24 protein-coding genes and 1 tRNA gene are annotated in these 25,391 nt (G+C 70.1%); 9 read left to right on the top strand and 16 right to left on the bottom strand.

Annotated elements, in window-relative coordinates:
• From ACTVAJ_RS14445 to ACTVAJ_RS14465, 5 genes are all read right to left on the bottom strand, one after another.
• Positions 1-1,173: a C40 family peptidase gene (locus ACTVAJ_RS14445; protein ID WP_470388651.1), complete on the bottom strand. Its 1,173-nt coding sequence runs from the start codon at positions 1,171-1,173 to the stop codon at positions 1-3.
• Between the two features lie 165 nt (positions 1,174-1,338).
• On the bottom strand, positions 1,339-3,009 hold the full coding sequence (locus ACTVAJ_RS14450) for a bifunctional 3'-5' exonuclease/DNA polymerase (RefSeq protein ID WP_470388652.1): 1,671 nt from the start codon (positions 3,007-3,009) through the stop codon (positions 1,339-1,341).
• 110 nt (positions 3,010-3,119) lie between these two features.
• Positions 3,120-4,040, bottom strand: a complete 921-nt coding sequence (locus ACTVAJ_RS14455; RefSeq protein ID WP_470388653.1) for a 2-hydroxyacid dehydrogenase — start codon at positions 4,038-4,040, stop codon at positions 3,120-3,122.
• A gap of 148 nt (positions 4,041-4,188) precedes the next feature.
• Positions 4,189-5,007 (bottom strand): TrmH family RNA methyltransferase, encoded by an 819-nt coding sequence (locus ACTVAJ_RS14460; RefSeq protein ID WP_470388654.1) that lies wholly within the window; start codon positions 5,005-5,007, stop codon positions 4,189-4,191.
• Positions 5,008-5,066: 59 nt separating this feature from the next.
• A complete protein-coding gene (locus tag ACTVAJ_RS14465) occupies positions 5,067-5,654 on the bottom strand; it encodes a hypothetical protein (protein WP_470388655.1) in 588 nt (195 codons plus the stop codon).
• A 408-nt stretch (positions 5,655-6,062) separates the two neighbouring features.
• Here ACTVAJ_RS14465 and ACTVAJ_RS14470 point away from each other — a divergent pair, with 408 nt between their 5' ends.
• From ACTVAJ_RS14470 to ACTVAJ_RS14500, 7 genes are all read left to right on the top strand, one after another.
• The gene (locus ACTVAJ_RS14470; protein ID WP_470388656.1) at positions 6,063-7,799 is read left to right on the top strand and encodes a substrate-binding domain-containing protein; all 1,737 of its coding nucleotides are present in this window, start codon (positions 6,063-6,065) and stop codon (positions 7,797-7,799) included.
• 344 nt (positions 7,800-8,143) lie between these two features.
• Positions 8,144-9,901, top strand: coding sequence for a substrate-binding domain-containing protein (locus ACTVAJ_RS14475; protein ID WP_470388657.1), 1,758 nt, complete (start codon positions 8,144-8,146; stop codon positions 9,899-9,901).
• Between the two features lie 157 nt (positions 9,902-10,058).
• Entirely contained in the window at positions 10,059-10,694 is a 636-nt protein-coding gene (locus tag ACTVAJ_RS14480; RefSeq protein ID WP_470388658.1) for a hypothetical protein, read from the top strand.
• Positions 10,695-10,787: 93 nt separating this feature from the next.
• Positions 10,788-12,650 (top strand): DUF2510 domain-containing protein, encoded by a 1,863-nt coding sequence (locus tag ACTVAJ_RS14485; RefSeq protein ID WP_470388659.1) that lies wholly within the window; start codon positions 10,788-10,790, stop codon positions 12,648-12,650.
• A gap of 85 nt (positions 12,651-12,735) precedes the next feature.
• Positions 12,736-13,386 carry an oligoribonuclease gene (gene orn, locus ACTVAJ_RS14490; RefSeq protein WP_470388660.1) on the top strand — a complete coding sequence of 217 codons (651 nt, stop codon included), beginning with the start codon at positions 12,736-12,738 and terminating at the stop codon, positions 13,384-13,386.
• Positions 13,387-13,453: 67 nt separating this feature from the next.
• Positions 13,454-13,529 (top strand) — tRNA-His (locus ACTVAJ_RS14495).
• Between the two features lie 289 nt (positions 13,530-13,818).
• The gene (locus ACTVAJ_RS14500; RefSeq protein WP_470388661.1) at positions 13,819-15,177 is read left to right on the top strand and encodes a tyrosine-type recombinase/integrase; all 1,359 of its coding nucleotides are present in this window, start codon (positions 13,819-13,821) and stop codon (positions 15,175-15,177) included.
• 78 nt (positions 15,178-15,255) lie between these two features.
• On the opposite strand, the gene ACTVAJ_RS14505 is transcribed toward ACTVAJ_RS14500, so the two are convergent.
• From ACTVAJ_RS14505 to ACTVAJ_RS14525, 5 genes are all read right to left on the bottom strand, one after another.
• The gene (locus ACTVAJ_RS14505) at positions 15,256-15,462 is read right to left on the bottom strand and encodes a helix-turn-helix domain-containing protein (protein WP_470388662.1); all 207 of its coding nucleotides are present in this window, start codon (positions 15,460-15,462) and stop codon (positions 15,256-15,258) included.
• A gap of 34 nt (positions 15,463-15,496) precedes the next feature.
• Complete coding sequence (locus ACTVAJ_RS14510; RefSeq protein ID WP_470388663.1) at positions 15,497-15,913, bottom strand: WhiB family transcriptional regulator; 417 nt, start codon at positions 15,911-15,913, stop codon at positions 15,497-15,499.
• Positions 15,914-16,604: 691 nt separating this feature from the next.
• A complete protein-coding gene (locus ACTVAJ_RS14515; RefSeq protein WP_470388664.1) occupies positions 16,605-17,444 on the bottom strand; it encodes a replication-relaxation family protein in 840 nt (279 codons plus the stop codon).
• A gap of 202 nt (positions 17,445-17,646) precedes the next feature.
• Positions 17,647-18,132, bottom strand: a complete 486-nt coding sequence (locus tag ACTVAJ_RS14520) for a hypothetical protein (protein WP_470388665.1) — start codon at positions 18,130-18,132, stop codon at positions 17,647-17,649.
• 149 nt (positions 18,133-18,281) lie between these two features.
• Positions 18,282-18,698 carry an ATP-binding protein gene (locus ACTVAJ_RS14525; protein WP_470388666.1) on the bottom strand — a complete coding sequence of 139 codons (417 nt, stop codon included), beginning with the start codon at positions 18,696-18,698 and terminating at the stop codon, positions 18,282-18,284.
• Positions 18,699-19,117: 419 nt separating this feature from the next.
• Between ACTVAJ_RS14525 and ACTVAJ_RS14530 the strand changes: the two genes are divergently transcribed.
• Positions 19,118-19,981 carry a helix-turn-helix domain-containing protein gene (locus tag ACTVAJ_RS14530; RefSeq protein WP_470388667.1) on the top strand — a complete coding sequence of 288 codons (864 nt, stop codon included), beginning with the start codon at positions 19,118-19,120 and terminating at the stop codon, positions 19,979-19,981.
• Positions 19,978-20,388, top strand: a complete 411-nt coding sequence (locus tag ACTVAJ_RS14535; RefSeq protein WP_470388668.1) for a DUF397 domain-containing protein — start codon at positions 19,978-19,980, stop codon at positions 20,386-20,388. Before ACTVAJ_RS14530 ends, ACTVAJ_RS14535 begins: the two co-directional genes overlap by 4 nt.
• On the opposite strand, the gene ACTVAJ_RS14540 is transcribed toward ACTVAJ_RS14535, so the two are convergent.
• The 6 genes from ACTVAJ_RS14540 to ACTVAJ_RS14565 all read right to left on the bottom strand — a co-directional run bounded on the left by ACTVAJ_RS14540 (position 20,375) and on the right by ACTVAJ_RS14565 (position 25,366).
• On the bottom strand, positions 20,375-21,220 hold the full coding sequence (locus ACTVAJ_RS14540; RefSeq protein WP_470388669.1) for an NAD(P)-dependent oxidoreductase: 846 nt from the start codon (positions 21,218-21,220) through the stop codon (positions 20,375-20,377). The genes ACTVAJ_RS14535 and ACTVAJ_RS14540 overlap by 14 nt on opposite strands.
• Before the next feature lie 50 nt (positions 21,221-21,270).
• Positions 21,271-21,804, bottom strand: a complete 534-nt coding sequence (locus ACTVAJ_RS14545; protein ID WP_470388770.1) for a histidine phosphatase family protein — start codon at positions 21,802-21,804, stop codon at positions 21,271-21,273.
• Between the two features lie 10 nt (positions 21,805-21,814).
• Complete coding sequence (locus ACTVAJ_RS14550) at positions 21,815-22,576, bottom strand: SDR family NAD(P)-dependent oxidoreductase (RefSeq protein WP_470388670.1); 762 nt, start codon at positions 22,574-22,576, stop codon at positions 21,815-21,817.
• Positions 22,561-23,586, bottom strand: a complete 1,026-nt coding sequence (locus ACTVAJ_RS14555) for a hypothetical protein (RefSeq protein ID WP_470388671.1) — start codon at positions 23,584-23,586, stop codon at positions 22,561-22,563. The genes ACTVAJ_RS14550 and ACTVAJ_RS14555 overlap by 16 nt, the downstream gene beginning before the upstream one ends.
• Before the next feature lie 101 nt (positions 23,587-23,687).
• Complete coding sequence (locus ACTVAJ_RS14560; protein ID WP_470388672.1) at positions 23,688-24,797, bottom strand: glycosyltransferase family 9 protein; 1,110 nt, start codon at positions 24,795-24,797, stop codon at positions 23,688-23,690.
• On the bottom strand, positions 24,794-25,366 hold the full coding sequence (locus ACTVAJ_RS14565) for a phosphoribosyltransferase (protein WP_470388673.1): 573 nt from the start codon (positions 25,364-25,366) through the stop codon (positions 24,794-24,796). Before ACTVAJ_RS14565 ends, ACTVAJ_RS14560 begins: the two co-directional genes overlap by 4 nt.
• Positions 25,367-25,391: the final 25 nt, after the last annotated feature.

Raw genomic sequence — 25,391 nt, forward strand, 5'->3', positions numbered from 1 at the left:
TCAGGTGCGAACGCGCACCACTCCGGCGAAGTTGTCGGTCCGTACCTCGGTGACCCGTACGTTCAGGCCGGTGCGCGGCGCCTCCAGCATCATGTCGTCACCCAGGTAGATGGCCACGTGCGAGATGTAGTCGGGCGCGGTCGGGTCCGAACGCCAGAACAACAGGTCGCCGCGCTGGGCGTCCTCGAGGTCGACGCGCTCTCCGGCGTTCCACTGGTCGTGTGTGACGCGGGGGATCTGCACGCCCGCCTGGAGGAAGGCCCACTGGAGCAGCCCCGAGCAGTCGAAACCACCCTCCGGGGTCTCACCGCCCCAGACGTAGGGCACACCGACCTGGCTCTGCGCGTGCTCGATGACCTGCTCGATCACCGAGGAGGGCACGGCGTCGCCGGGCTCCGCGGGTTCGGCGGCGTCCGCGACCAACTGGAGGGAGACGTCCTCGCCGAGGGCGTCCGACAGCGCGTCGTAGAGCGCCCACAGGTCGGCGTCGGGGGCCGAGACCACCAGCGCGTTGCCCTCGGGCATGCCCAGTTCGGCGGCGCGCTCCCGGGAGATGAGGGCGTCGATCCCGGCGATGCCGGAGGTGGCGTGCGTCCACACCTCCAGGTCCACCTCACCGCGGCCGCCCGCGACGCTGACCTCGCTGCCCAGGTCGAGATCGCGCTCGGTGCCGACGGTGTTGGACAGCGCGACGCGGCCCTCGGCCACGCCCTGCCAGATCTCGTCGGACTCGGCCGACGGCCGGGGGGCGTGGTTGCGGAAGCTGGAGGGGTCGACGCCCAGCACGGAGGTGGGCTCCCCCTCGATGCCGACGCGCGCGGCGTCCACGGTCAGGACGTGCTCGACGCCCTCGATACCGCGGACCTGGTCGACCACCTCACGGGGCAGGCTGTCGGGGGCCACGGCGAAGTACTCGACGCTGCGGGTCTCCTGGAACGGAGCCACCCGGGCGTCGCGCCGCAGTGCTCCGGCGTCCGCGACGTCGGGGGGCGGGGTGGAGGAGTCGCGGGGGTCGACTCCGCTGGTGTTCCGGTCGCTTTCGGAGAGCTGGTCGGCGATGGGCGGCCGGTCCTGCACGATCGGGTCCGCCCACGCGGGGGTCGCCCCGAAGGCGGTGAAGGCGACCGCGAAGGCGGCCGTGGTTCCCGCACATGATCTGAAACGGCTCCGCACGGGGGGATCTCACCCTTTCTGTGTACCGCTGGGCGGGGTGGGGGTTACCCCTGCGGTAGCGGGCTGGCTGTTGCGTCCGCGTCCAAGAATGGGTGTAGGCGGCCCAGTTTGCAAGAAGTCCACGCCGTCCGTTTCCGGACGTGCGACGCCGCGTGTCCGATTCACTCAGCGTTGCGCGTAGTCCTCCGTGACGACCGTGTCCAGGGGGAAACGGACCGGAGTGTCCCCGAACAGGGTGATCCTGGTGCGGGTCTCGGCGTCGGCGACCGCGGCGAGCGCCTCCTCGGCCATGTCGCGGGGAACGTGGAGGACGACCTCGTCGTGGACGAAGAAGACGATACCGGCCCCTTCGGGCAGGGACGGCAGGCGCTGCCGCAGCGCGGCCAGCAGGACGAGCGCCCACTCGGCCGCCGTGGCCTGGACGACGAAATTGCGGGTGAACCGACCGTGGGCGCGGCGGCGGCGGTCCCCGTCGGGACCGGACACGGTCGTGGACCACGCACGCGGGGCGGGCGAGGTCCGGCCCAGCCACGAGCGGACGATCCCGCCGTTCTCTCCGGTACGGGCGGCCTGGTCGACGTACTCCAGCGCCCGGGGGTAGAGAAGGCGCATGGTACGCAGCAGCGGGGCGGCGTCACCGGAGGTCTGGCCGTACATGGCCGAGAGCATGCCGATCTTGGCCCGTTCCCGGTCGCCGCCCACGTGTGCGGCCAGGCGGGCGTAGAGGTCGTCCTCGGCGGCCGCGGCGGCCAGGGCGTCGTCACCGGACACGGCGGCGAGGACGCGGGGTTCGAGCTGTCCGGCGTCGGCGCGCACGAGCACCCACCCGGGGTCGGAGCGTACGGCCGGGCGCACCGCTCTGGGGATCTGGAGGGCGCCGCCGCCCCGGGTCGCCCAACGACCGGACACGACACCGCCGACCACGTAGTCGGGGTGGAAGCGGCCGAGACGCGCCCCGTGGGGACCGGGGCGTTCACGCACCCAGGTGTCCAGCCACGTCCACCCGTTGGCGGAGTACAGGCGGGCGAGCTCCTTGTACCGGAGCAGGAGGGGAACCACGGGATGGTCGACGCGTTCCAGCACCCAGGAACGGGTGGACTCGACGGGATGGCCGATCCAGGCCATGGCCCGCAGGACCTGCGCGGGTGAGTCGGGGTTGACCTCGCGTCCCACCGCGTCGCTGATGCGCGCGACGAGTTCGGCCAGGACCGCGGGACGCTGCCCGGCGTGCGGCCGGGGCCCCAACAGCTCCGTGAGGACCTCGTCGTGGACGTCGGGCCGCCAGGGCAGGCCGTCGTGGGTCATCTCGGCGGCGGCCAGGCCGCCGGCCGACTCCACGGCCACCAGCAGCCGCATCCGCTGGGGGTGGGGCAGCTCCGCGACACGGCGCAGCTGATCGTCGTGGACCTCGACCAGGGCGGCCAGGCGGTCGGTTCCCGGGGGCAGCGTGGACCGGTCGGCCCCGAACAGGGCGGGCTGCGCGGCGGTGCCCTCACCGAGCGGGCGGACCGGGTCGTCGGGCACGGGAAGGTCGTGCAACCGGGCCCAGGCCGCCCCCAGGGAGTGTGCCTCCCCGTGGCGTGCGTGGTACCCGAGCAGGAGCGCCTCGGTCAGCGCGACGTCGTGGCAGCGCGCGACACGCACCCCGGCCCCGACCAGGTCCGGGTAGACGTCCTCGCCGGCCGACCAGACCCAGCGGGGCGGTTCCGGACACCCGTGCTCCGCCCTCCGGACGGCGTCGGCGAGGTCGGTGACACGGCGGACCGGGCCGGGGGCGTGTCCCAGGTCCTGGAGCCAGCCACCGCCCTCGCCGTCGGCGACCACCGCTACGTGCATGGTTCCACTGTCGCCGCTGGCACCGACAAAACCCCCGAAGAGCAATCAAGGCCATGGATGTCCGCCGAGCCCCGAGGTGCCGCCGGACGGCGGAAACCGGACCGGCGGTGTCAGCGTCCCGGCCGGACCACGTTCGCGAGCGGCTCACCCGCGGCCCAGCGGGCGAGCTGCTGGTCCATGAACGCGCGGGCACGCGGGTAGAAGGCCGCCGAACCGCCCGCGACGTGCGGTGTGAGGAGCACGCCCGGCACGTCCCACAACGGGTGGCCGGCCGGGAGGGGTTCGGGGTCGGTGACGTCCAGGGCGGCCCGCACGCGCCCGTTCTCCGCCACCAGCGCAGCCGTGTCCAGGACCGGCCCGCGGCCCACGTTGACCACGAGCGCGTCGTCCCGCAGCAGGGCGAACTCCCGGGCGCCGAACAGCCCCCGCGTGCTCTCGGTGAGCGGGGTGACCAGGACGACGACGTCCACCTCCGGCAGGAGGGCGTGCAGTTCACCGACGCCGTGCACGTCCTCGTCCGGACGGGCGCGGCCGGCCACGCGCACGACCTCGGTCTCGAAGGGCAGCAGCCGACTCTCCACGGCCCGGCCGATACTGCCGTAGCCCACGATCATCACGCGCGAGTCCGCCAGCGACCGCAGCGGGACCGCTTCCCAGCGGTGGTCGTTCTGGTCGAGGGCCCACCGCGGCAGGTCGCGCTGGGCGGCGAGGATCAGTGCGAGGACGTGCTCGGCAGTGCTGGCGTCGTGCAGGCCGCGTCCGTTGCACAAGGTCACGTGGTCGGGGAGCAGCCCCAGGACGTGCTCGTAGCCCGCGGACACCAACTGGACGACCTCCAGCGCGGGCATCCGCGCGATGATGTCGAGCCGCTCGTCGACGCCCTGGGTGGAGGGTGCGTAGGGCACCTGGTAGAAGGCCACCTCGGCCAGGCCCGACTCCGGTGCGGCCCCGCCGGTGTACAGGTCCACGCTGCGCGGATCCGGGGCGTTCGCCCGGTTCTGTTCCCACTGCACCAGTGCTCGCCCGCCCATGTGGCCGTACCCTCCGCTCCACCGCGGCGCGTCCCGCGGAGCGTCTCGGACGCGCCCCGGGGACACGCCTCAAGGTCCGTGTCACGCGCCACCCTAGGGCATGCGCGGCGGACACCCGCCCTGGTGACGGCGGCGGGCGCCGCCCGCGTCACCCGGTGAACCGCGCCAGTTCGTAGCAGGCGATGGCGGCCGCCGCGGTGACGTTGAGCGAGTCGACGTCCCGCTGGGCCATCGGGATGTGCACCCGTGCGGTGGCCCGCTCCAGCCAGCGCGCGGACAGGCCGTCGCCCTCGGTCCCCAGCAGCAGACCGACCCGGTCGTCGGGGGCCAGCGCCGACATCGCGTCCCGCAACGGCAGGGACCCCTCCCCCGGGGTGAGGGCCATGAGGTGGAAACCGGCCGCCCTGAGGGTGTCCAGACCGCCGTACCAGTCGTCCAGCCGGGTGTGGGGGAGCGTGAACACCGCGCCCATCGACACCTTGACCGACCGCCGGTAGAGCGGGTCGGCGCAACGGGGAGCGAGCACCACGGCGTCGACGCCGAGCCCGGCGGCGCTGCGGAAGATCGCGCCCACGTTGGTGTGGTCCACCAGGTCCTCCAACACGACGATCGTGCGCGCCCCGGCGAGCACGTCGTCGAGCGCGGGCAGGGGGCGGCGGTGGAAGGCGGCGAGGGCACCCCGGTGCAGGTCGAAGCCGACGAGCAGGCGGGCGGTCTCCTCACTGACCACGTAGAGCGGGGCGGTGGAGCCGGCGACCACGTCGTCGAGGGCCTCGGCGCGGCGTTCGGTCAGCAGGAAGCTGCGCGGCTCGAACCCGGCGGCGGCCGCGCGCCGGATCACCTTGTCGCCCTCGGCCATGAAGAGTCCGTGCTCGGCCTCCAGGTGGCGACGCAGGTTGACGTCGCGCAGCCGGGTGTAGTCGGCCAGGCGGGGATCGGCGGGATCGGTGACCCTGATGACGCTCATGGCGGACGATTATCCCAGCTCTCCCGTCCGGGAGCCCCGGACCGCCGCCCGTACCCGGCTCAGCTGATCTGCTCGGTGAGGGGGCGCAGGCGCTGCCAGCGCGCCTCCTCGCAGGAGCCCGTCCTGCTCAGCGTCGTCGAGATCTCCTGCCCCTCCCAGGTCCCCTCGACCGTGGCCCGCTGGGGTCCGTACACCTGGTCGGTGCACACGGTTCCCGCGCGCACCTCGGTGAACAGCTCCTCGGTGCCGTCGGCGGCGGCCGTGCGCGCGGTGGCGTCGCCGTACCCCCCGGCACCCCCGATCTCGTCGTCGAGTTCGGCGGCGACCTGGGCCAGTTCGGCGCAGGCCTCGGGGTCCTCCTCCAGCTCACCGGTGCAGTTGAGGGTCTGCACCCACGCGCGGTCGCGGTCGCTGACCTGGATGCGCAGCTGGCCGACCGGCCCGCTCACGACGGGCTCCTCGGGGGCCTCCACGACCGGACCGACCAGGTCCGGACTCATGGCCGACGTGGCCTGCACGTCCTCCGCGGGCAGCAGCGACGGGCCCGCGAGCACCGCGTAGGCGAGCGCCCCGGCACAGCAGGCGCCGGCGAGCAGGGCGGTACCGAGTGTGCCTCGGTTCCGGTGGTCTCGGTGCTGTTGGGACATGCCATAACCCTCGGGGGTCGGTGGTCACACGGACATCCGCGACACGGAAGGGGAGGGGTCTGCCGCGGGGGACGGGAGAGGCCCAAGCCTATCCGTGGGTTCGGAGTACTTCTGCGGAGAGCACGGTAACAAAGAGGTCTCCGTCCACCGACCAGGCACGACGGTTCCGGCGTCGAAGCCCGGCCACTTTCGCTCTCCCATTACCAACGAGTAAGGTCCTGGTGAAGTTTCGTTCGTCACATTCGGCCGGTCGGTCGTGACTCATCCTGTGTGACGCCGTCCGCCGCACCATGGTTCGCATCCGCCCTCGGACGCCCGACGGCACGGCTCCGCACGGACCCACGTCCCACCGGGTCCTTCGGCGGCACCGCCGAAGGACCGCGCCCCACCACGCCCCGGAGATCCCCGTTGCCCAGTGGACGTCACCGACTCTCCTCACCGACCCGGTCCGCCGCACGCGGAGTGTTCCGGTCACCGTTGGGGTTCACCGCCGTCGCCGTCGCGGTCATCGCCGTCGCGGCGATCGCGGTCCCGGTCGGGCTGAACGCGCTCGGTTGCGGCGACGTCCGCTACCTTCGCGTGTCCGCGACGCAGAGCATCGCCCCGGTCCTGCGCGCGGCCGCCACCGAGTTCAACGAGGAGGAGCCCAGCTACGGGAGCGACTGCGTGTACGCGCAGGTCGACGAGATCGCCCCGCACCGCATCATGACCGCGCTGTCCGGCGGCCAGGGGGGCGACTCCACCATCGCCCCCCACGTGTGGGTGCCCGAGTCCTCGGTGTGGGTCGAGCTCGCCCGCGTGTCCGGAGGCGGCACCCACAGCATCGAGACCGCCCCGCCCTCGCTCGCGAGTTCTCCGGTGGTCATGACCGCCCCCGTGGACACGGAGGGCCTGCCCGCCCCGGGGGACGCCAGCTGGACACTGGTCCTGCCCGGAGAGCGCGAACCGGAGCGCCCGCTGGTCATGGTCGACCCCAACCGCGGCGCCGACGGCATGACCGTCATGCACGCGGTCCGCCGCATCCTGGGCACCGGGGACGACGCCGACACCGCCATGACCGACTTCGTCCGGGACGTCCAGTTGGACAGCGCGTTCGGCGAGATCGACCTGGCGACCTTCTTCACCGGTTCGCCCGCGGCCGACGAGCGGGTCGACCCGGTGATCGTGGTTCCGGAGCAGGCGGTCGCCTCCTACAACGACGAACGCGCGGCGTCCGCGCCGGAGTTGGCGGCACGCTACCCCGCCGAGGGCACGGTCAGCCTCGACTACCCCTACGTCACCACCACCGACGACACCGCGCTCCGGTCGGCCGCGGCGGACCTGTACGAGGTCCTGCGCGGGGACGAGCACCGCGAACGCCTGCGCGACCTCGGCTTCCGGGACCCCGGCGGCAACGCCCCCCGTTCCCTGGAGGCCCAGCCCTGGGACGTTCCGGAGGAGCCGCCCACACACGGCGACCTCACGGGGGACGCACTGCTCGCCTCGGTCACCGACTGGAACCGCCTGTCGATGCCCAGCCGCTCCCTGGTGCTGGCCGACACCTCCGAGAACATGGCCGCGGACCTCAACGGCGGGCCCAGCCGGATGGAGGTCGCCCAGCGGGCGGCCATGTTGGGGCTCTCCCTGTTCCCCGACGAGACCGACATGGGCCTGTGGCTGCTGTCGGACCAGTACGGACGCCAGGGCCGGAACGAGGCCGCCGAGATGCTCCAGCTGGGCGGGTCGGCCGGAGACGGCGACATCACCCGGCGCCAGGAGCTCATCGGCGTGGCGGAGGAGATCGCGGTCCGCGGAGGGGGGTCGCGGCTGTACGACAACATCCTGGACGCCTACGACCAGGTACAGGACAACTACCACGAGGACAAGATCAACAGCGTCATCCTGCTCACCGCCGGACGGGACGACGGTTCGAGCGAGATCTCGCACGCGGAGCTGGTCGCGGCCCTCCAGGACCGGTTCGACCCCCAGCGCCCGGTCAGCATGTTCATCATCGCCTTCGGGGCGCAGTCCGAGGAGGCCGAACTGCGCCAGATCGCGGCCGCCACGAGCGGATCCCTGTTCGTGACCGACGACCCCGACGAGATCGGAGACATCTTCCTGAGTTCGATCTCCCGCCGACTGTGCGTACCGAACTGCGACAACTGACCGCCGAGACCGCGTCCCGGTTCCGAACAGACGCGGGGTGGTTGCGATTGGATATCGGATCGTCTTTCCGGGCGAACCGTTTCCGGATGCCCTGAAGTGACCGTTCCGTCCGAATCCCCCGGTGTGAACGGGAACGCGGCACCGATCACAGCGGACCCGTCCTCGCGGGGCCGGACGCGGTCGGGCCGGTCGGCCCGTACCCGCCCCGAACGGCCCGAGTACTGTTCCGACCAGTAACACCCCATGTGTCGGTCCTCCCCCACCGGACGCCGAACGCGCGCGACCGACCCGTACCAGGCACCGACCCCGACCCCCCGTCCGTACACCACCCCGTGAGGAAAGCTGTGGGACGTCACCGCGGAAGATACTCAGAAGAGCCCTACCCGAGGCGGGAACGGCGCCGCCGCGGGCGCGGCGGAGCCTTCGCCGCCCTGGCCGCCGCACTGGTGATCGTGGTCGGTCTGGCCGCCGCGGGTGTGTACATGTTCGAGCGGACCGACGGCTGCCGCGGTTCGCAGATCCGGCTGGACGTGGCGGTCAGCCCCGAGCTGGCCCCCGCCCTCGACAGCCTGGCCGCGGACTTCAACGACGAGGGGAACACCGTGGACGGGCGGTGCGTGCGCGCCGAGATCCGCCAGGTCGACTCCGCCAACGTCGCGTTCGGCATCACCGGGGCGGGCGCCACCATGGGCGACACCGACTCCCACGTGTGGATCCCGGACTCCTCCGTGTGGCCCCGCCTGGTGCAGAGCCAGTCCGGTGACGCCGTCATCACCGAGACCGGTACGTCCGTCGCCCGCTCCCCGCTCGTCCTGGCCGAACTCTCCGAGTTCGCCGACGAGGAGGCCCAGCTCAGCTGGACGGACGTGGTCCCCACCGCGGCCCCCGGGGACGAGGGTGAGCGCACCGTCCGCGTGGTGGACCCCGCGCGCAGCTCGACCGGGCTGGGCACCCTCTACCTGCTCAGCGGGGCCCTGGAGGAGGACAGCCCCGACGAGGCCACCTACAACGCGCGCATGACCGCGGCCTTCCAGGCGCTGCACCAGGGCGCCTCACCCGACGAGGACGCGGCCTTCCTCTCCCTCAGCGGCGGCACCGAGGAGGCACCGCCCGTGATGGTCATGTCGGAACAGGCCGTGTGGCGCTACAACAGCGCCCACCAGGACGCCACCGCCCGGGCCAGCTACCTCGAGGGCGGTACCTACTACCTCGACTACCCCTACGTCGTCCGCAGCGAGGAGAGCGACATCACCCGCGCCGCCGAGCTGTTCCGAGCCGCCGTGCGCGCCGACGGGGCCCAACCGGTCCTGCAGGCCCAGGGCTTCCGCGGCCCCGACGGAGAGATGGACGCCTCGGTGCTGGCCGAGAACGTCGGCTTCCGCGAGGAGGCGCCCGAGGAGCTTGCCAGGCCGTCGGAGGGGTCGGTCACCGACCTGACCCACACCTGGAACCAGCTGAAGATGGACTCGCGGGTGCTCACCATCGTGGACGTCTCGGGCTCCATGCTCGCCGAGGTCCCCGGGACCGGGATGACCCGGATGCAGGTGACCAGCGCCGCGGCCACCGAGGGGCTCCAGATGTTCACGCCCACGTCCGAACTCGGGCTGTGGCAGTTCTCGACCAACGTCAACAACAACCTCCACTACTCGGAACTCGCCCCGGTCCGCGAACTCCAGGCGACGGACGAGGCGGGAACCCCCCAGCGCGACGTGCTGGCCTCGGCCCTGTCCGGGCTGACCCCCCTGCCGCAGGGCGACACGGCGTTGTACGACACCTACCTGGCCGCCTACCAGGAGATGGCGCGGACCTACCGGCCCGACCGGACCAACGTCATCCTCATGCTCACCGACGGGGACAACGACAACCCGGACGGTCTGGCGCTGGACGACCTGCTGTCCCAGATCGAGGACATCGCCAGCCCCTCGCGCCCGATCCCGATCATCACGATCGCGTTCGGCCCCGACGTGCAGAACCTGGAACCGCTCCAGCAGATCGCCGCCGCCACCGGCGGAGCCGCGTACATGACGGAGGACCCGACCGAGATCGGCGAGATCTTCCTCCAGGCGTTCTCCCTGCGCATCTCCGAGGACGAGGAGGAGTAGCGGATCCCGGTACCGGAAGGTGACATGACCCTGTCCGCGTGTGGAAGGGCTATGGACTTCTCCGCCGTCTTGGCGTACTCAGTGAAGGTCCGGAACCGTCCGGGCACCGCCCCGGTCACGCGGCGCCCGGACGCACGACGACCGGATGGGAACTGCCATGTCCAACGCGTGGATGCCCGGTGCCGAACGGATCGACGGCGGGACCGCGCCGGGCCCCTCGGGGGTCGGCGCGCCCCGTGCCGTGTGGACGGTGACCGGTTCCGGCCCCGACGCGTGGTCGGCGCGCGAGGAGGCGCTGCGCCTGGCCGAGGAGGGGCGGTCGGTGCACCTGGTGTGGAACCCGCTCACCGGTGAGGTGGCGCAGGCACTGGCCGCCACCCGTCGCAGCCGGATGCCGTTGGGCCACACGGACCAGTACTCGCTCCACGTCGACCACGGACACGAGGGCCGGGTGTGCGTGGCGGTGGCGGTGGTCGCCCACCCCGAGGAGCCGTTCACCGGCGGCCCGATGCGCGGGCTGGCGCCAATCCTGGCCTGGTTGGACTCCTGGGGCGTCGCGCGCCGGTGGTCGGCGGGCCCTCCGGGGCTGGGAGGGACACCGGCCGCGGAACTGGCCCGGGCGTGGTCGCGCGGGGGCTACTTCGGCCACGACCAGGTACCCGGTTCGACGTCTGCCGGACCGGGGAGGCTGGACGGTGCCCGGCTGTTCGCCGCACCCTCCGCGGGCGACGCGGATCTTCGGTCACCACCGGTACCGCGACGGCCCGACCAGCAACCGTCGGCGATCCCGTGAGGGTGACCGAACGGCGGAGCGGCAGGGCCGGCGGTGGAGGGACGCGGACTCCCGTGGTCTTCTCCGACACCACAACCCTTTAGTCTGTCCGCCATGGGTGGAACTATCGAGCCGGGTTGGTACGCGGACCCGCACGGCGACGCGCAGACGCTCAGATGGTGGGACGGTGACGCGTGGACGCGGCACACCCGGTCACTGAGCGAACTCCAGGGCGGTTCCGGTACGCCGGACGACGATGAGGCCGCCACAGCACGACTGGACGGACAGGAACACGACTCCTCCGACGAGGGAGAGGGGACCGTCCGACTCGGTCCGTCCGTCACACCCGCGCCGGTGGGAGACGACCCCAGCACGATGCGGATCGACCCCTCCTGGGCCCACACCCCCGGAGCCCCCGCCGCCCCGGCCCCGGCCCCGGTGGACGAGGATCCCGGCACCGTGCGCATCGACCCCTCCGAGATCCGGAACGCCGCCGAACCCGAGGACGAGGAACCCACCGCCGATCTCGGCGGCATGGGCGCCACCATCCGGGTCAACCCCGCCGACCTCCCCACCCCGAACACGGACGAGGACGAGGAACCCACCGCCAACCTCGGCGAGGACGAACTCCCCACCTCGAACATCACCGACAACGCGATCGACGACGCCCCGCGCACGGCGGTGATCAACCCCCACCTGATCGACGACGCCCCCCGGACCGCGGTGTTCAACCCGAACGAGATCGGGGAGGCACCGGGCACGGTGGTCTTCGACCCCAACGACCCTGTGTTCTCCGGAGGTGTGAACGAGGCCGAGGAGTCGAAGGACCGCAAGGGCGGCCGGTTCAACCGCTTCCTCGGCAACCTGAAGGACGGGTGGGCCGACCTCAACGAGGAGCGGCGCGAACAGCGCCGCAGGACCGCCGAGGAGGAACACGCACGCAAGGAGGCGGAGGCCCGGAAACAAGCCGAGGAGGCCGCCCGGGCCCAGCCCGCGGCGCCCGCCGCGCAGTCACCGGAGAACGGCCCCGGGCAGCAGGCCGCCGAATGGCCCCGGCAGGTCCAGGAACAGCGGTCCCCCGGGCAGGAGACACCGCCCGAACAGCCGCACCCCGCCCAGGAGGGCGCGTCCGGACCCCAGCAGCCGCAGCAGCCTCCGCAGCCGACCGGACCGCAGCAGGCCCACGGTTATCCGGGACAGCAGCCCCACCCGGGCTACCCCGGCCAGCCGTCGGGGCCCCAACAGCCGTACCCGGGTCAGCCGTCGGGTGCCCAGCAGGCCTACCCGGCACCGGCTCCGCAGCAGCACCCGACGCAGCCTCCGCCCTACCCCGGCTACCCGAACCAGCCGGGGTACCAGCAGCCCACGAACGCGCCCCAGCAGCCGTACACAGGGCCCCAGCAGGGACGCGGAACCCCGCCCCCGCCCTACGGGTACCCGCAGCCCGGCCCCTACCAGCAGCAGCCGGGGTACCAGCAGCACCCGAACGCGCCCCGCCCCGGCGGCTACAACCCTCCCCCCGGCTATCAGCCGCCCGCGGGGCAGAACGTACCGGGCCGTCCGCAGCAGGGCGGCCCCGTTCCGCCACCGCACCAGATGAACCGGCCGCCGCAGGGGCACCCACCCCAGGGCTACCCCCACCAGGGACCGCCGCAGTATCCGCCCCCGCCGGTCCCGGGCCAGCCCCCCATGGGCGGCCAGCCGCCCCAGGGAGCCCCCGGACAGCCCAACTCACCCCGGCGTCCGAGGTGGGGACGGCGCAAGAGGTCGGGCGGTGGCGGACAGCCCCCGCAGCGGCCCCACCCTCCGCCCGAGGCCAAACGGAAGAAGAAGGGCGGCTGCGGATGCGGCTGCACCGCCGTCCTCCTGATCATCCTGGTCGGCGGCGCCCTGGCCTATCTCCAGGTCTCAGGCACCTACGACTGGATGTTCGAACTCTTCGGCGCCGGCTTCCCCGGCCAGTACGTGTGGGGCTGACCAACGCCTTCGCCGAGGGCGGCCGGACCGGTCCGGCCGCCCTCGGCCATCCCCACCACTCCCGGCACGGCCTAAGCTGACCGGTATGAATGACTGTCTGGTGTGGATCGACTGCGAGATGACGGGGCTCGACCTCGAACACGACGCGCTGATCGAGGTGGCGTGTCTGGTCACCGACGGCGAGCTGAACATCCTCGACGAGGGTGTGGACATCGTCATCAAACCGCCGCAGGCCGCGCTGGAACAGATGGGCGACTTCGTCCGGGACATGCACACCACCTCGGGCCTCCTGGAGGAGTTGGACAAGGGCGTGTCCCTCGAGGAGGCGGAGGACCAGGTCCTCGAACACATCCGCCGCCACGTGAAGGAGCCGCGCAAGGCCCCGCTGTGCGGAAACTCGATCGCCACGGACCGCACCTTCCTCGCACGTGACATGAAACGCATCGACGAGTTCCTGCACTACCGGATGGTGGACGTGTCCTCCATCAAGGAACTCCTGCGCCGCTGGTACCCGCGCGTGTACTACGCGAGCCCGGAGAAGAACGGCGGCCACCGCGCCCTCGCCGACATCACCGAAAGCATCCATGAGCTGCGGTACTACCGCGCGGCCGCGTTCGTGCCCGAACCTGGCCCCAGCTCCACCACGGCACGCGCCATCGCGGCCGAGGTAGCGGCGGGCGGCACCGGTGTGTCGGCCCGGCAGAGCGCCGAGGATCGCCGAAACGCCGAAAACTGATCGAAGCAGTGCTCAGAGTCCGCTAGGATTCTGGATGTACGCAAGGCCGCGAGGCCGGGCGGACATGGTGGGTGTAGCTCAGCCGGTAGAGCACTTGGTTGTGGTCCAAGAAGTCGCGGGTTCAAGTCCCGTCACTCACCCCAGGAGCGTAAGCCCCTGACCAGCGCAAACGCGCGAGGGTCAGGGGCTTTCGCGTTGTCGGGGGTGCACCAGCGGGTGCACGGCGGTAAAGATTCTCCTGGTGAGTGTGCACCACCCACCCCGTCACTCACCCGGCAGTGAGGGTGCACGAGGGTGCACGGGCCGGGGCGACAGCCCGGCATCCTGCGCAAACGTGGATAGATCGACCGTAGTGGCGCGCGGGGCGAAGGTTCTCGAAGATCTTTCACCGATTCCCTTCGCTTCCGCGTCCACCCAAGCGATGGTCCACGCATGGCAACCATCAACCAGCGCACACTGGCCGACGGGCGCACCCGGTACTGGGTGAAATGGCGCCTGGGCGGCACCCGTGGCGGCGCGCCCCAGTCCGAACCGTTCGACGTCCACGCCGACGCCCACACCTTCCGCCTGCATGTCGAAGCCGCCGGACACCAGTGGCCGGAGAACTGGATCCCCCGGCAGGGGTGGGCCGAGGGGTGGGTCCCCGGCCACGGGTGGGTCACGGTCGACGAGGAGGACGATGGTCCCGAAGCCGATCCGGTGCTGTTCGCTGACTTCGCCCGTGAACTGATCGACTCGATGACCGGGATCGAGGAGCGCACCCGTGCCGACTACCACCGCGACCTCACCAACCACCTGCTCCCCACCTTCGGGCAGGTGAACCTGCGCGACACGTCCCAGCTCAAGCCCAAGGACGTGCGGGCCTGGGTCAACCAGCTGCGCACCGGCACTCCCGACCCCACAGCCCCGTACCGGACCGGCACACCCAGCCGAGGCCGCACAAAGGAACCGGGATGGCTACGCAAGCCCCTGTCCCCCAAGTCCATCCACAACCTCCATGCGCTGCTGTTCACCATCTGCGAGGCCGCCGTCCGAGAAGACCCACCCCTGCGCCCGTCGAACCCGGCCTCACGCACCCGCCTACCCCGCGTCGACGACGGTGAGGGCGACTGGGAGATGTGCTTCCTCACCCGCGAGGAACTGACCCTGCTGCGCGATTCCATGGCCGAGGACGTCCGCGACATGGTCGAGGTGTTCGTGCGCACCGGGATGCGCTACAGCGAACTCACCGCCCTCCAGGTCCGCGACATCACCCTCACCCGAACCATCGGCCCGGGCGGGGTGCCGCAGACGCGCGGGTATCTGGACGTGCGGCGGGCGTGGAAGCGCCAGAGCGACAACACCTTCAAACTCGGGGCGCCCAAGACCCGCAGCTCACGCAGGCGCATCCCGCTCTCGCCCGGCACCATCGACCTCATCCGACCCCGGTTGGAGGGCAAGGGCCCGGAGGAGTTCGTGTTCACCACTGACCGGGGTTCCTGGTGGCGACACAGCTCGTTTTATGGCCGCCGGTGGGTGCCCGGCGTCAAGGAGGCCCAGAAGCGGGGATTGGGTAAGAAGCCGCGCATCCACGACCTGCGCCACACCCACGTGGCGTGGCTGATCGACAAGGACGTGCACGTCTTCAAGATCCAACGCCGCCTGGGGCACACCTCGATCACCACGACCATGGACCGGTACGGGCACCTGGTCACCGACATCGACGACACCATGATCGAAGCCATCGACGGACCACCCACCGGCCCCTGGACCGACCCCGACGGTGAACGACGCCTACGCCTGATCTCCTAACCGCCATCCCAAGCCCCAGGCAGGCTGGTGGGGCGGGTACCAAGGCCCGCCCCACCGGCTCTTCTCGCTGCTTCTCCCCTACCGCAGCCCCTGCCGCCCGTAGAAGGTCCGTCGTGCGGGGACGACCACCTGCTGGGCGGCCTTCTCCACGATCTGCTCCAGGTCCTGGGCGGTGAAGCGGACGTGCTTGCCGAGTCTGCGATGCGGCACCCTCCGCAACCGCACCCGCTCACGCAACCACGACTCCGGAACCGCCAACACCCGCGCCGCCTCCGGAATCGTCAACAACCGCTCCGACACCACCTCTTCACAATCACCGTCAAGCCGCTCGCCGTCGACCACGCACACCTCCCCCGGACTCGTCCCTGCGAGCGGCGCGGAACTGACGTCGCTCGTCCTCCGAAGCGCCGCCCCACACCCCGTACAGCTCACCGCGCTTCATCGCCTCGGCCAGACAGTTAACCTGCACCGGGCACACCCGGCACACCCGCTTGGCCGCACGCACCGACCCGCCCTGGGCCGGGAACCACAGATCCGGGTCCATCCCCCAACACGCGGCATGGGCCTGCCAGCCCCCGTCGCGGGCATCGGGGCGTGTGGGGCCACCAAACCGCCCGTCCGCCCCCGCCACACCGCCCCCGCCCATGGGGCGCGGCAGCCGTGTTTCGGCCGCCACGTGGCCCACCAGCGGCGTCTGCCGATTCGCGTCCCCCATGTCCGCCCTTTCGTGATCCATCCGGATCCGTCGTCGCTTCCCCTCTGACGACCTCCTAAGAAGACGGCCCCACCGCAGATGCGACACCCGACCCGCGAGCACGAGGTGGCGGTCACGCGGCGCCGCCGGTGCTCGCCCGGCGAGCGGCGAAGCAGTTCGCGGCAGCCAAGAAAATGCGGCGCGAGAAGAAAAGGCGCGCCGCCATGACTCTCGCCTGGCTGCGCGATCTTGGCTGCATCGACCCTCGTCATGGACGATGCTCAACAAAAGGATTAATTGGTGGGCAAGAAAGGGTAGAAGAGGGCGGGTGGGTGGGGATGGTGAGACCGTCGTGGGATGGTTGTGCGGGGGCGGGCCCGCCCTCGCACACCCCGGGCGCCGCGCGCCCTACGTGAAGAGGGCTACCCACTTGGGTATACAGCCGGGGCGGCCGGTGGACCACCCCACAACTCGCCCGACCTGCACTGAACCCACCAGCGAGGGTGGTCCACCCAAGGCCGGAGCACCAGACGGAGGCCACGGCGGACACGGTAACGGCCCAGTCACAGGCGGAGTCACAGGCCCTCTTACCGGCACCTCTCCACCACGACCACGACCGCCCGTCAAGGCTTCACCGGACCCCGCCAACCAGCCCCTCTCTACCCGCCTCCACCAAAGAGAAATCTATTCTCGCAGCGGCCACACCTTGAAATCCACCGCCCACTAAAAGCGGCTATTCATTGTCTTTCTTCTCGCGGGGATAGGCGTTGGGGATATCGCGCAGCTCCACCCGGTCACGGCAATGGGCCAGCCGCCAGATCGGAGCACCAGCCCCTTCCACCGCCAGACGGTGGTGGGTGGTCAGATACACCCCCACCGTGCCGGTGCAGGCGGAGGCGAGCGTGCGCGCCGCGTTGTCCTCACGCTTGTCGGAATGGACCACGAACAGCACGATCAAGGGCAAGCCGCTCGCCTGGGCCAGGAGCGCGTACCCCGGCATCTTCCGCTTGAGCTGGGTGAGGGGTTCGGTGCCGGTGTCGTACTCCACGAACGCGCTCAGGACCACCCCCTCCTGCTCCCAGCGCACGCGGGCGTCGGGGCGGACGTAGCGGCCCCACCTCTCCTTACACTCACGCTCTCCCACCCATCGGCGCAGATCAGCACCCACTTCACGGGCGCTCTCGACGAACTGGGCGCGAGTCTGGGCCAGGCCGAGGATGTGGTCCAGGCGGGGCGAGTGAGCCAACGCCAGGGCACGGTCGGAGCGAAAGTTCAGCTCCTCGGGCTCCTTGCCCTGGTACAGGGCGACCAGCACCGCTCCGGTCGGGGACAGGATCCAGTGGTCGGGGGCGTTGCGGTCGTGGGCATGGCGGCGAAACCGATTGAGCAGCCCGTACCGGTACAAAGACAACAGCCGAGACCGGGCTCGTCGGGGTCCGGCATGAGGGAAGTAGATGCGGTGCAGGTGGTGGGTGGTCATCACCTGGTGCTCCCACAACCCGACCAGGATCTGCCGGTCCCGGTCGGTGATCCGGGGAGCCAACCTCGACAGTGTCTGCTCGTACTCGTTCACGCGCACCCTCCAGGGGTCGTCGCCCTTCCTTTGCCTTTCACCTCCCTATGGAGACGGGGAAGACACGGATGCGACACCGAGCAGTCGAATCTCCACCCTCGGAGATCCAGGCGTGCGCGGGCGTTCCTGTCATCACGCCCACCCATGAAGTAGTCGGGTGGTGCCGCTGAAGCGACACCACCCTCATCCTGATCGGAACCGCTCAGCCAACGGTGTTGAGATAGGTCCGAACCACTGCGGCGAGATCGGCCAGGTCGTCCGGCGCCCGCCGTGGTGGGGCAGCCAACAGGTCACCCTCAGGAACGCGGGGACAGGGAACCCGCGTCCGGATCTGGGGTGGTGGGGGCATGTAGGGGCGCACGAGCGCACCCCACTCCTCCTCGGGGTCGGTCTCGGGCGCTGTGTCGAGCTCCGCCACGTGGTCGTCGCGCTCCCAGTACGCAGCCACCTCGTCGGCCGACGCCACCCGCCTCGCCGAGGGGCTCGGTTCGGGCACGGTCGCCGACACGGCCGGAGCAGGCGGCCGAGCGCCTTCAGGTACCGGGGAGGTCGCGGTCCTGTCGCGTTTGGGTGGGTCGGGGATGAACACGAACGTCAGCATCGCTGCCAACGTTCCGGTGGCAAGGGCCCAGAGCTGGCCCGCGAGGGTTCGCTGCCGCCTGCGGTGGCGGCCGGTAGTGTGTTGCACGGTCATCCTCCTGCTTGCTCAGGTGGTTGATCACGCCCCGGCTCGGTGGTGCAACACCGATCGGGGCATCTTCGTGTGTGCCGCTGGGGCGGGTGTCATTGGCCTGTGGGGCTGCGCTTCCCGCCGTGGCAGCAGATATTTGGTGGCGTTCAGGCGTCCAGGTCGCGGTGGGGGTCGATCAGCGCCCACACCGTCAGCGGACTGCCTCGGAGGCCTGTCCACCACCACTTCTCCGCCAGCGCGGCCACCAGACGCAGCCCGCGCCCGGACGGGGACGTGTCATCGACGTGGACGGTCAACGTAGGCACGGTGACCGGGCGCAGAGCCCGGGGACCGTCGTCGGTCACAGCGATCAGGACGATCTGGCCGGGCAGGACCTCGATGGTGACCTTGACCCGCCCGCACCGGCCGCCCGAAGCGGTGTGCAGGACGGCGTTGGTCACGAGCTCGCTGACGGCGAGTTCGACCACGGCGTTCGCTTCCTCGTCCAACCCGGTGGCCCCTGTACACCAGGTCCGGATGCGGCCGACCTGTTCAGGGGTGCCGTCGAAGTACGCGGCGGACACCCCCCAACGTGGGGTCCTCACGCGCATCGGCAGTCCCGTCACCGCTCGGCGGTCCTCGTTCTGGCCACACCGCGGCCTCGGGGCGCGATACCCACCCCTGTCTGGCGGTCGTCCAGGGTTTGGGCTGCTTGGACTCCTCATACCTCAACCTCCTCAGCGACAGCGGTTCGAAGCAGGGCGCACCGCAACACAGCCAGAAGAGGACATACAGGACTTCCCACACTAACCGTGACCGTGCAGCCACGCCGCATGACACCGATAATGCAACGGAAAATCTTCAATAACAAGCGTTTTCAGAAATCTTTCTACAGAAGCTTCGAGTCAAGTGTTCGGTAGCATCACTCCCGTGACCACGCAGACACGGTGTCCTCACCGGACACACGCCTGCCCGGCAACCGACGACGAAGACGGGGAGAAACGTGGCGCAAGCACGTGGCCCAGCCGGCAGTAAGCGCAAGTTGGGCCTGTGGCTGAAGGAGCAGCGCACGAAGGCCGGGTTCACGGGCAAGCAGGTGGCGAACGAACTCGGCTGCGGCGATCCAAAGGTCTTCCGCATGGAGGGCGGGCACGCCGTGCCCAGCAAGCTCGAACTCGACCACCTCTTCGAGCTCTTCGGCATCGACGATGACAGGGAACGCGACCTGATCCGCCAGCTCGCGGCGGACGCCAAGTCACGCCACTGGACCAGCGAATTCGAGAGCGTGATGCCCCCGAAGTTCGACATCTACGTCGGACGCGAGGAGGACGCCACGAGTGTGCGCGTCTACGAGACCCACCTCATCCAGGGCCTGCTTCAGACCGAAGACCACATGCGGCCCCTGCTCACTGCGACCAACCCTCAGGAGCCCGCCAGCGACGTCGAGCGGCTCGTCGAGTTCCGCAAGCGCCGCCAACGGATCCTGGACAGGGATCCTGACCCTCTGAACCTGTGGGTCGTCATGGACGAGGCCTCGATCCGCAGGCCCGTCGGCGGAGTGGAGGTCCATCGCGCACAGCTCCAGCATCTGCTGGACCTCACCAGGAAGCCCAATGTCAACATCCAGGTGATCCCTGAGAGCGTGGGAGCGCACGCCGGACTCAGCGGCCCGTTCAGCATCCTGGAGTTCGAGCCCGACGAGCCCGAGATGATCTACATCGAGGGTCAGGGAGGAAACCTGTACCTCGACAAGGCGCGCGAGATCCGTCGGCACAAGCAGTTGTGGAACCACATCGTGGACGTCGCGATGTCCACGGCCGCGACCACGCGCTACATCAAGAAGGTTATGGAGGAGCTGCCATCATGACTCACCCCTCGGGTGGACCCCGCCCCACACAGGTCGAGGTCACGCAGCAGCCGTTCACGAAGTCCACGTTCTCCGGAGGCCAGGGTTCCTGCGTCGGGATCAAACGCTTTGGTGACTGGACCGTCGTGGGCAAGCACGAACTGGGCGATGCCAGCCCGACGCTGTTCTTCCCCAGCGCGCACTGGGACGCGTTCTGCTCATCGATCGCACGCGGGAAGCCGGGTTCGGTGGGTGAGGTGGTCGCGGTGTTCACCGCCGACGGCGGCTTCACCCTGACCGAGGCCAGCAACGATGCCGCCCTCACCATCGTCTACAACCGAGACGAATGGGAAGCCTTCAAGCTCGGAGTCGACGCCGGAGAGCTACGCAGCCGGGAGCCTCACGGAGTCCTCGTCAGCCGCGCTTGAGGCGGTCCAGGGCCTCCGGCAACGGCAGCTCCTGGTTGTCCTTGTCCAGCTCCCACAGGTCGAACACCGCGGCGGCGGCCTCGGCCATCTCCTGGGGAAGCCCTGCCTCGGCGAGGCTCTGGGCCACCTCACGCATCTCCGGAGCCCAGCGCCACGCCTTGGCCGCCACCCCGGTCAGGTACTCCGGGGTGGCCAGAGGGGACTTCGCCAGACGTCGTGCCTCCGCGGTCAGGTGTTTGTCCACCCCGTGGGCACGACCCAGCGCCTGCGCGACCCCGGCCAGGGCGCACGCGGCCTTCTGATAGGAGCCGTAGGCCATCTTCAACGCCGAGGCGGCTCCCACAGCTCCCTCCATCTGGATCGGAACGACAGCCGTCCCAGCGAACAGATCCGTGATCACCGCCAGCTCCGCCTCCTCCTCGGAGAGGTAGAGGTGGGTGGCGACGGAGCCCCCGGGCGGCGGACCGATGACACATCCGTCCACGGTGCGGGCCCCGTGAGCGGCCATGTCGGCGGCGATCCGTTCCGCGCGATCGGGGCTGATGGCGTTGGCTTCGACGAAGAGTCCCGAGAAACCCGCCTCCCTGACCGCATCGGCCGTCTCCTCAGCGGCGGCCGGTGGGCACAGGGAGATCACCACGGATGAACGCTCCAGGAGCGATCCGAGCTCGAGGTCAGCCTCGAGCCCGGCTTCCTCGGCGCGCCGGACGCTCGCGTCACTTCGCCCAATAGGACACCACAGGACACAGACACCCGCCTTGGTGAGCTCGTGCCCGATGGCGGCACCCATCTGGCCGGGGTGCAATAGGCCAACGGTGACGGAGCTGGTCATGGCGTATGTCCTTGGGGGAGGGGGTTGGTGTAGCGCAGAACTCGATGATCTCACCTCAAGGCACGGAGCCCAAGAAAGTCCCACTCATCTCGTACCGCTGGATCGAACGCTGACGTGGGTGCGTCAGGATCCGTCAGCACTCGGAGCAGGATCTTGTGGGCGACCACGAGCACGGGTCCTTGGCTGTCCTTCAGGGCGATGAGCCGAGCTCGGGCCCGTGCCGCTCTGTCCCCGAGTTCCGTCAAGGACTCACCGTCTCCGTACCTGCTCGCTGGATCCACGAGGCGCTTCGCCCGCCAGGCGACGTAGTCGGCGGGAAATTCCTCCGGAGGGATGCCCTGGACCACTACGGGGCTCCGCCATTCGCGAAGATCAGGAAGGACGCCCAGCAGGGGAATCCCGGAGTGCTCAGCCAGGAGTTCGGCAGTCTGGCGTGCACGACGCAGCGGGCTGGACACGGTGCCGACCACGGCGGGCATCCGCTGGACCGCCGTAATCGTGTCCCGTCGGCCCTGCGGGGAGAGTTCCGCGTCATCGGGAGCGTGGTACCCCGGACGGTGTCCAACGTAGTGCGCATGGCGCATGAGGTAGACGTCAGCCAAGGACCCATCCTCCGTCCACTCGCAGGGTTTGACCGGTGATGAATCCGGCTTCGTCGCTGGCGAGGAAGACCACGGCGGAGGCGACGTCCTCGGGACGACCACGGCGTTGCACGCACTGTCGGGCCAGCTGGCGCTTCTCCATGGCTTCGGGGTCGGGAACAACCCGTTCCTCGGCGGGTACGCGGATGGAGCCCGGGGCCACGCAGTTCGCGGTGATCCCGTGCTCGCCGAGTTCGCGGGCGAGCGCGCGGGTGAGGCCTTCGAGTCCGGCTTTCGCCGCGATGTAGTCGGCCAGGTCATGCCTCCCGGCCGAGGAGAGGACACTGCCGATCGTGATGATGCGGCCGTGGTGCTGGACAATCATCGCGGGCGCGGCGACCTGTGTGAGTAGGTGGTGGGCGGTCAGGTTGAGGGCCAGGCACTCGTCCCAGCGTTCTCGGCTGAGGTTCGCGTGTGGTGTTCGTGGATAGTCGCCAGCGGTGGTGACGAGGATGTCCGGCGGCCCCATCCTGTCCTGCACGTGTGCGTAAAGTTCCACCGGTGCGGTGGGTGAACGCAGATCCGCGTCGAAGATCTCCGCTGCTCCTTCCGCATCCGCGATCTCGTGGGCGAGGTCCCGGGCCTCGTCGGCAGTGTCGAAGTGGGCCAGCGCGACGCGGGCCCCGGAGTCCGCGAGGGCACGGGCGATGGCCGATCCGATCCCTCCGGTGGCTCCAGTCACCAGTGCCAGACGTCCGTTCAACGAGTGGGACACGAGGACTCCGTCAGGTCGAAGAATCGTGTGGGAGAGAAATCGGGCGCCATGCACAGCGCGAGCTTGGCGAGCAGGTACAGCCGCTGGTCCAGGGGCAGCCGGGCGAGGTCGAACACGCCGATGATCCGCATCGCCAGGTAGGGGCGCAGCGCCTCGGCAAGGGTTCCTCTGGGGAAGTGGCGGTCAGCGAGCGGCTGGACGAGCAGTTCCCAGTAGCGGGACAGGGCGAGCCGTCGCGCCTGGGTCAGCCGGTCGGTGAACCGGATGTGCATGGTGGCCGCATGCGGGTGGACGCTGATACGCGGCGTGTTCGCGGGGAGTCGGTCGAACGTGGCGGGGTGCTGAGCGAACGCCTGCGGGTTGAGGGTGGGGACCAGCCACCCTCCGAGCACGGCGGTGTAGAAGCTGAAGTTGGCGATCTCGCCCGCGATGGCGTTGCGGCCAGCGGTGTCGTAGTCCAGCCAGGCCAGGGGGACTGCGAGGTTGACGTCGGTCGGGTCGCCCTGGCTGATCGCGCTCCAGGCTGGGGTGTCGAACGCGCCGCGCAGCCAGGAGAGCACTCTGTTCCAGTCGAGCTGGTAGTGGCGTCCGTTGACGTACAGCCCTGTCCGCGCGAGGTCGCTGAGTCTCGGCCCGTTCTGGGCGTCGGTCAGGGGGATGTCGTTGTGGGCGTAGTAGTGGTCGAGCCGCCCGCCGGGCATCGCCCGGTCCCGGTAGAGCTTGCCGACCACTGTGGAGGGAGGGCTCAGCTCTGCCGTCTCGGTGAAGACACGCAGGTAGGTGCTCGTCATCCGGCGCATGTACGCGTCCAGGATCGAGTGGTCGCCGTCGTCCGGCGTGTTGAGCAGGTCCAGTAACAGCCCGTGGTCGGTGTCCACGGGCAGTCGTTCGTAGACCAGGACGGTGCGTCCGGGGAGTCGGACGTGGTGGTGCAGGGTGGGCACCGGATACCAGTCGCGGAGAAGTCGGTGCCCGAGGATTTCAGCGCGGGCCTCGTTGCGTTCGGGCATGCATTTGGCGATGAGGCGCCGTCGTCGCGTGTCGATCGGGTAGAGCCGGTTGCGGGAGAACCTGAGCGGGGCTCCGATACGTGGGAGTGGGTTCGGAGTCCTCATGCGCGCCTGCGTTCCAGGGCGAGGAGGGCGGTGTCGGCGAGGGTGTCGGGGGTGATCGCGGACAGCGGTGTTCGCCGCTCGGTATCGGTCTCGTCCAAGCCGTCACGGACTGGGCACATGTCCCAGCGGTGCATGCGTTCGGAGAAAGGTGTGGCCAGAGCGTGGTGGTGGTCGAACCCGGTGCGCCACTTGCTGTGGGAGTGCCGCCCGTAGAGTCCGATGACCTCGGCCTTGGAGGAGACAAGCGCGGCGAGGTGGGTGAGGCCGGTGTCGTTTCCCAAGACGAGGTCACAGCGGGCGAACAGAGCGGCGAGCGTTTCCAGATCCGCACCAGCGACCGGCTCCACCTGCACGGAGTCCGAATTCCAGGGTCGATGCGCTGTCTCACCGCGACCGGACACGAGGTGGAGTCGCACTCTGCGGCCGGTCGCTTGGCCGATGATCCGTGCTGTCGTGGTGAACCGCTCGGCCCCGTAGTCCTTGCGTCCTGGCCAGCTCGTCGCGGTGATGGCAGCGATCGTCAGCGTTCCTTTGCCGGAGGCGGCAGTATCGCGCTGCGGGGACGGCAGGAACGGCGGGCCACCAGGAAGGCGGAGTCCAACGCGTTCTTCGACCGCCAGGTAGTAGCGCGCAGGGAGGAAGGGGTAGACGTGTCGGCCGTCGCTGCGGCAGTGGGCCTGCTCCGGTCGGCAGAGCAGGACGTGGTCATCGCCCGTCGGTCGGGCCAGTGCCGCCCCCGGTTCATCGCCGATGATGAACCGGGGAAAGGGAGCTGACGAACCGGTCTCCTTCCTCGTCGGATAGAGGCATCCGTACCGGCCCAGCGTGGTGAGAGGAACGCTCCTGCCGAACAGGGCGAGCGCATCGGTGACCGCCGTGACCGTGCCGAAGGCGAGCAGGGAGTCCCCCAGCTTGCCGTCGAAGGCCACCACGACCTGCCCGCACCGCTCCAGGGCTCGCCGTAGGTGGTGGTCGGGATGACCAGGAAGCGGTTCGCCGATGGGAGTCACCTCGCGGTCGTAGCCGAGCGGAACGCTGATCACCTGCTCGGAGGTGCAGACGGTGTTCCCCCAGTGGCGGGTGACCGAGGAGAGGTCCGTGGTCATCGGACGCTTCCGATCCGGGTGAGGGAAACCAGGGGGAGCCCGAGTTCCTCGATGACTGACCTGGCCTGGTAGCGGGTGTCCTCGACCAGGCACACCGCGGCCACCGGATGCGCCCCGTGACCCCGCAGGGCTTGGGCGAGGTTGACGAGGGTGATGCCGGTCGTCACCTCGTCGTCGACCAGGACGTAGCTCTGTCCGGGGACGATCCCGTAGGCGAACACGTTCGGCCGGTTGGCGTGCCCCTCGACGAAGTGGACCGCTCCGGGGAGGGGCACGCGTACCTTCCACGCGAGTTTGTAGGGGAGTCCGGAGGCCAGGCTGAGGGCCAGCGCGGGGACGATGCCGCCCGCGTCCAGGCCGAGGACCGCGTCGACATCCGTCACCGCGGGGACCTCATGGAGAAGGCGTTTCCACAGCGATCGTCCGGCGTTGGTGAGGTCGGTGGGCGGGACAGCTGCTCGGGTGCCGTCGAGATCGTGCATCACGCGCTCGGGTCGGCTGCTGGGGCCGGCGTCCAATCGGGTGACGACCTCGGCGCGAAAGTCGGTGTCCTGGGCGACCGCTTCCATGTCGTTCCCTTCCTTTTCGTTGGTT

The organism is Nocardiopsis sp. KDC1DS13DA1 (genome assembly GCF_055632325.1).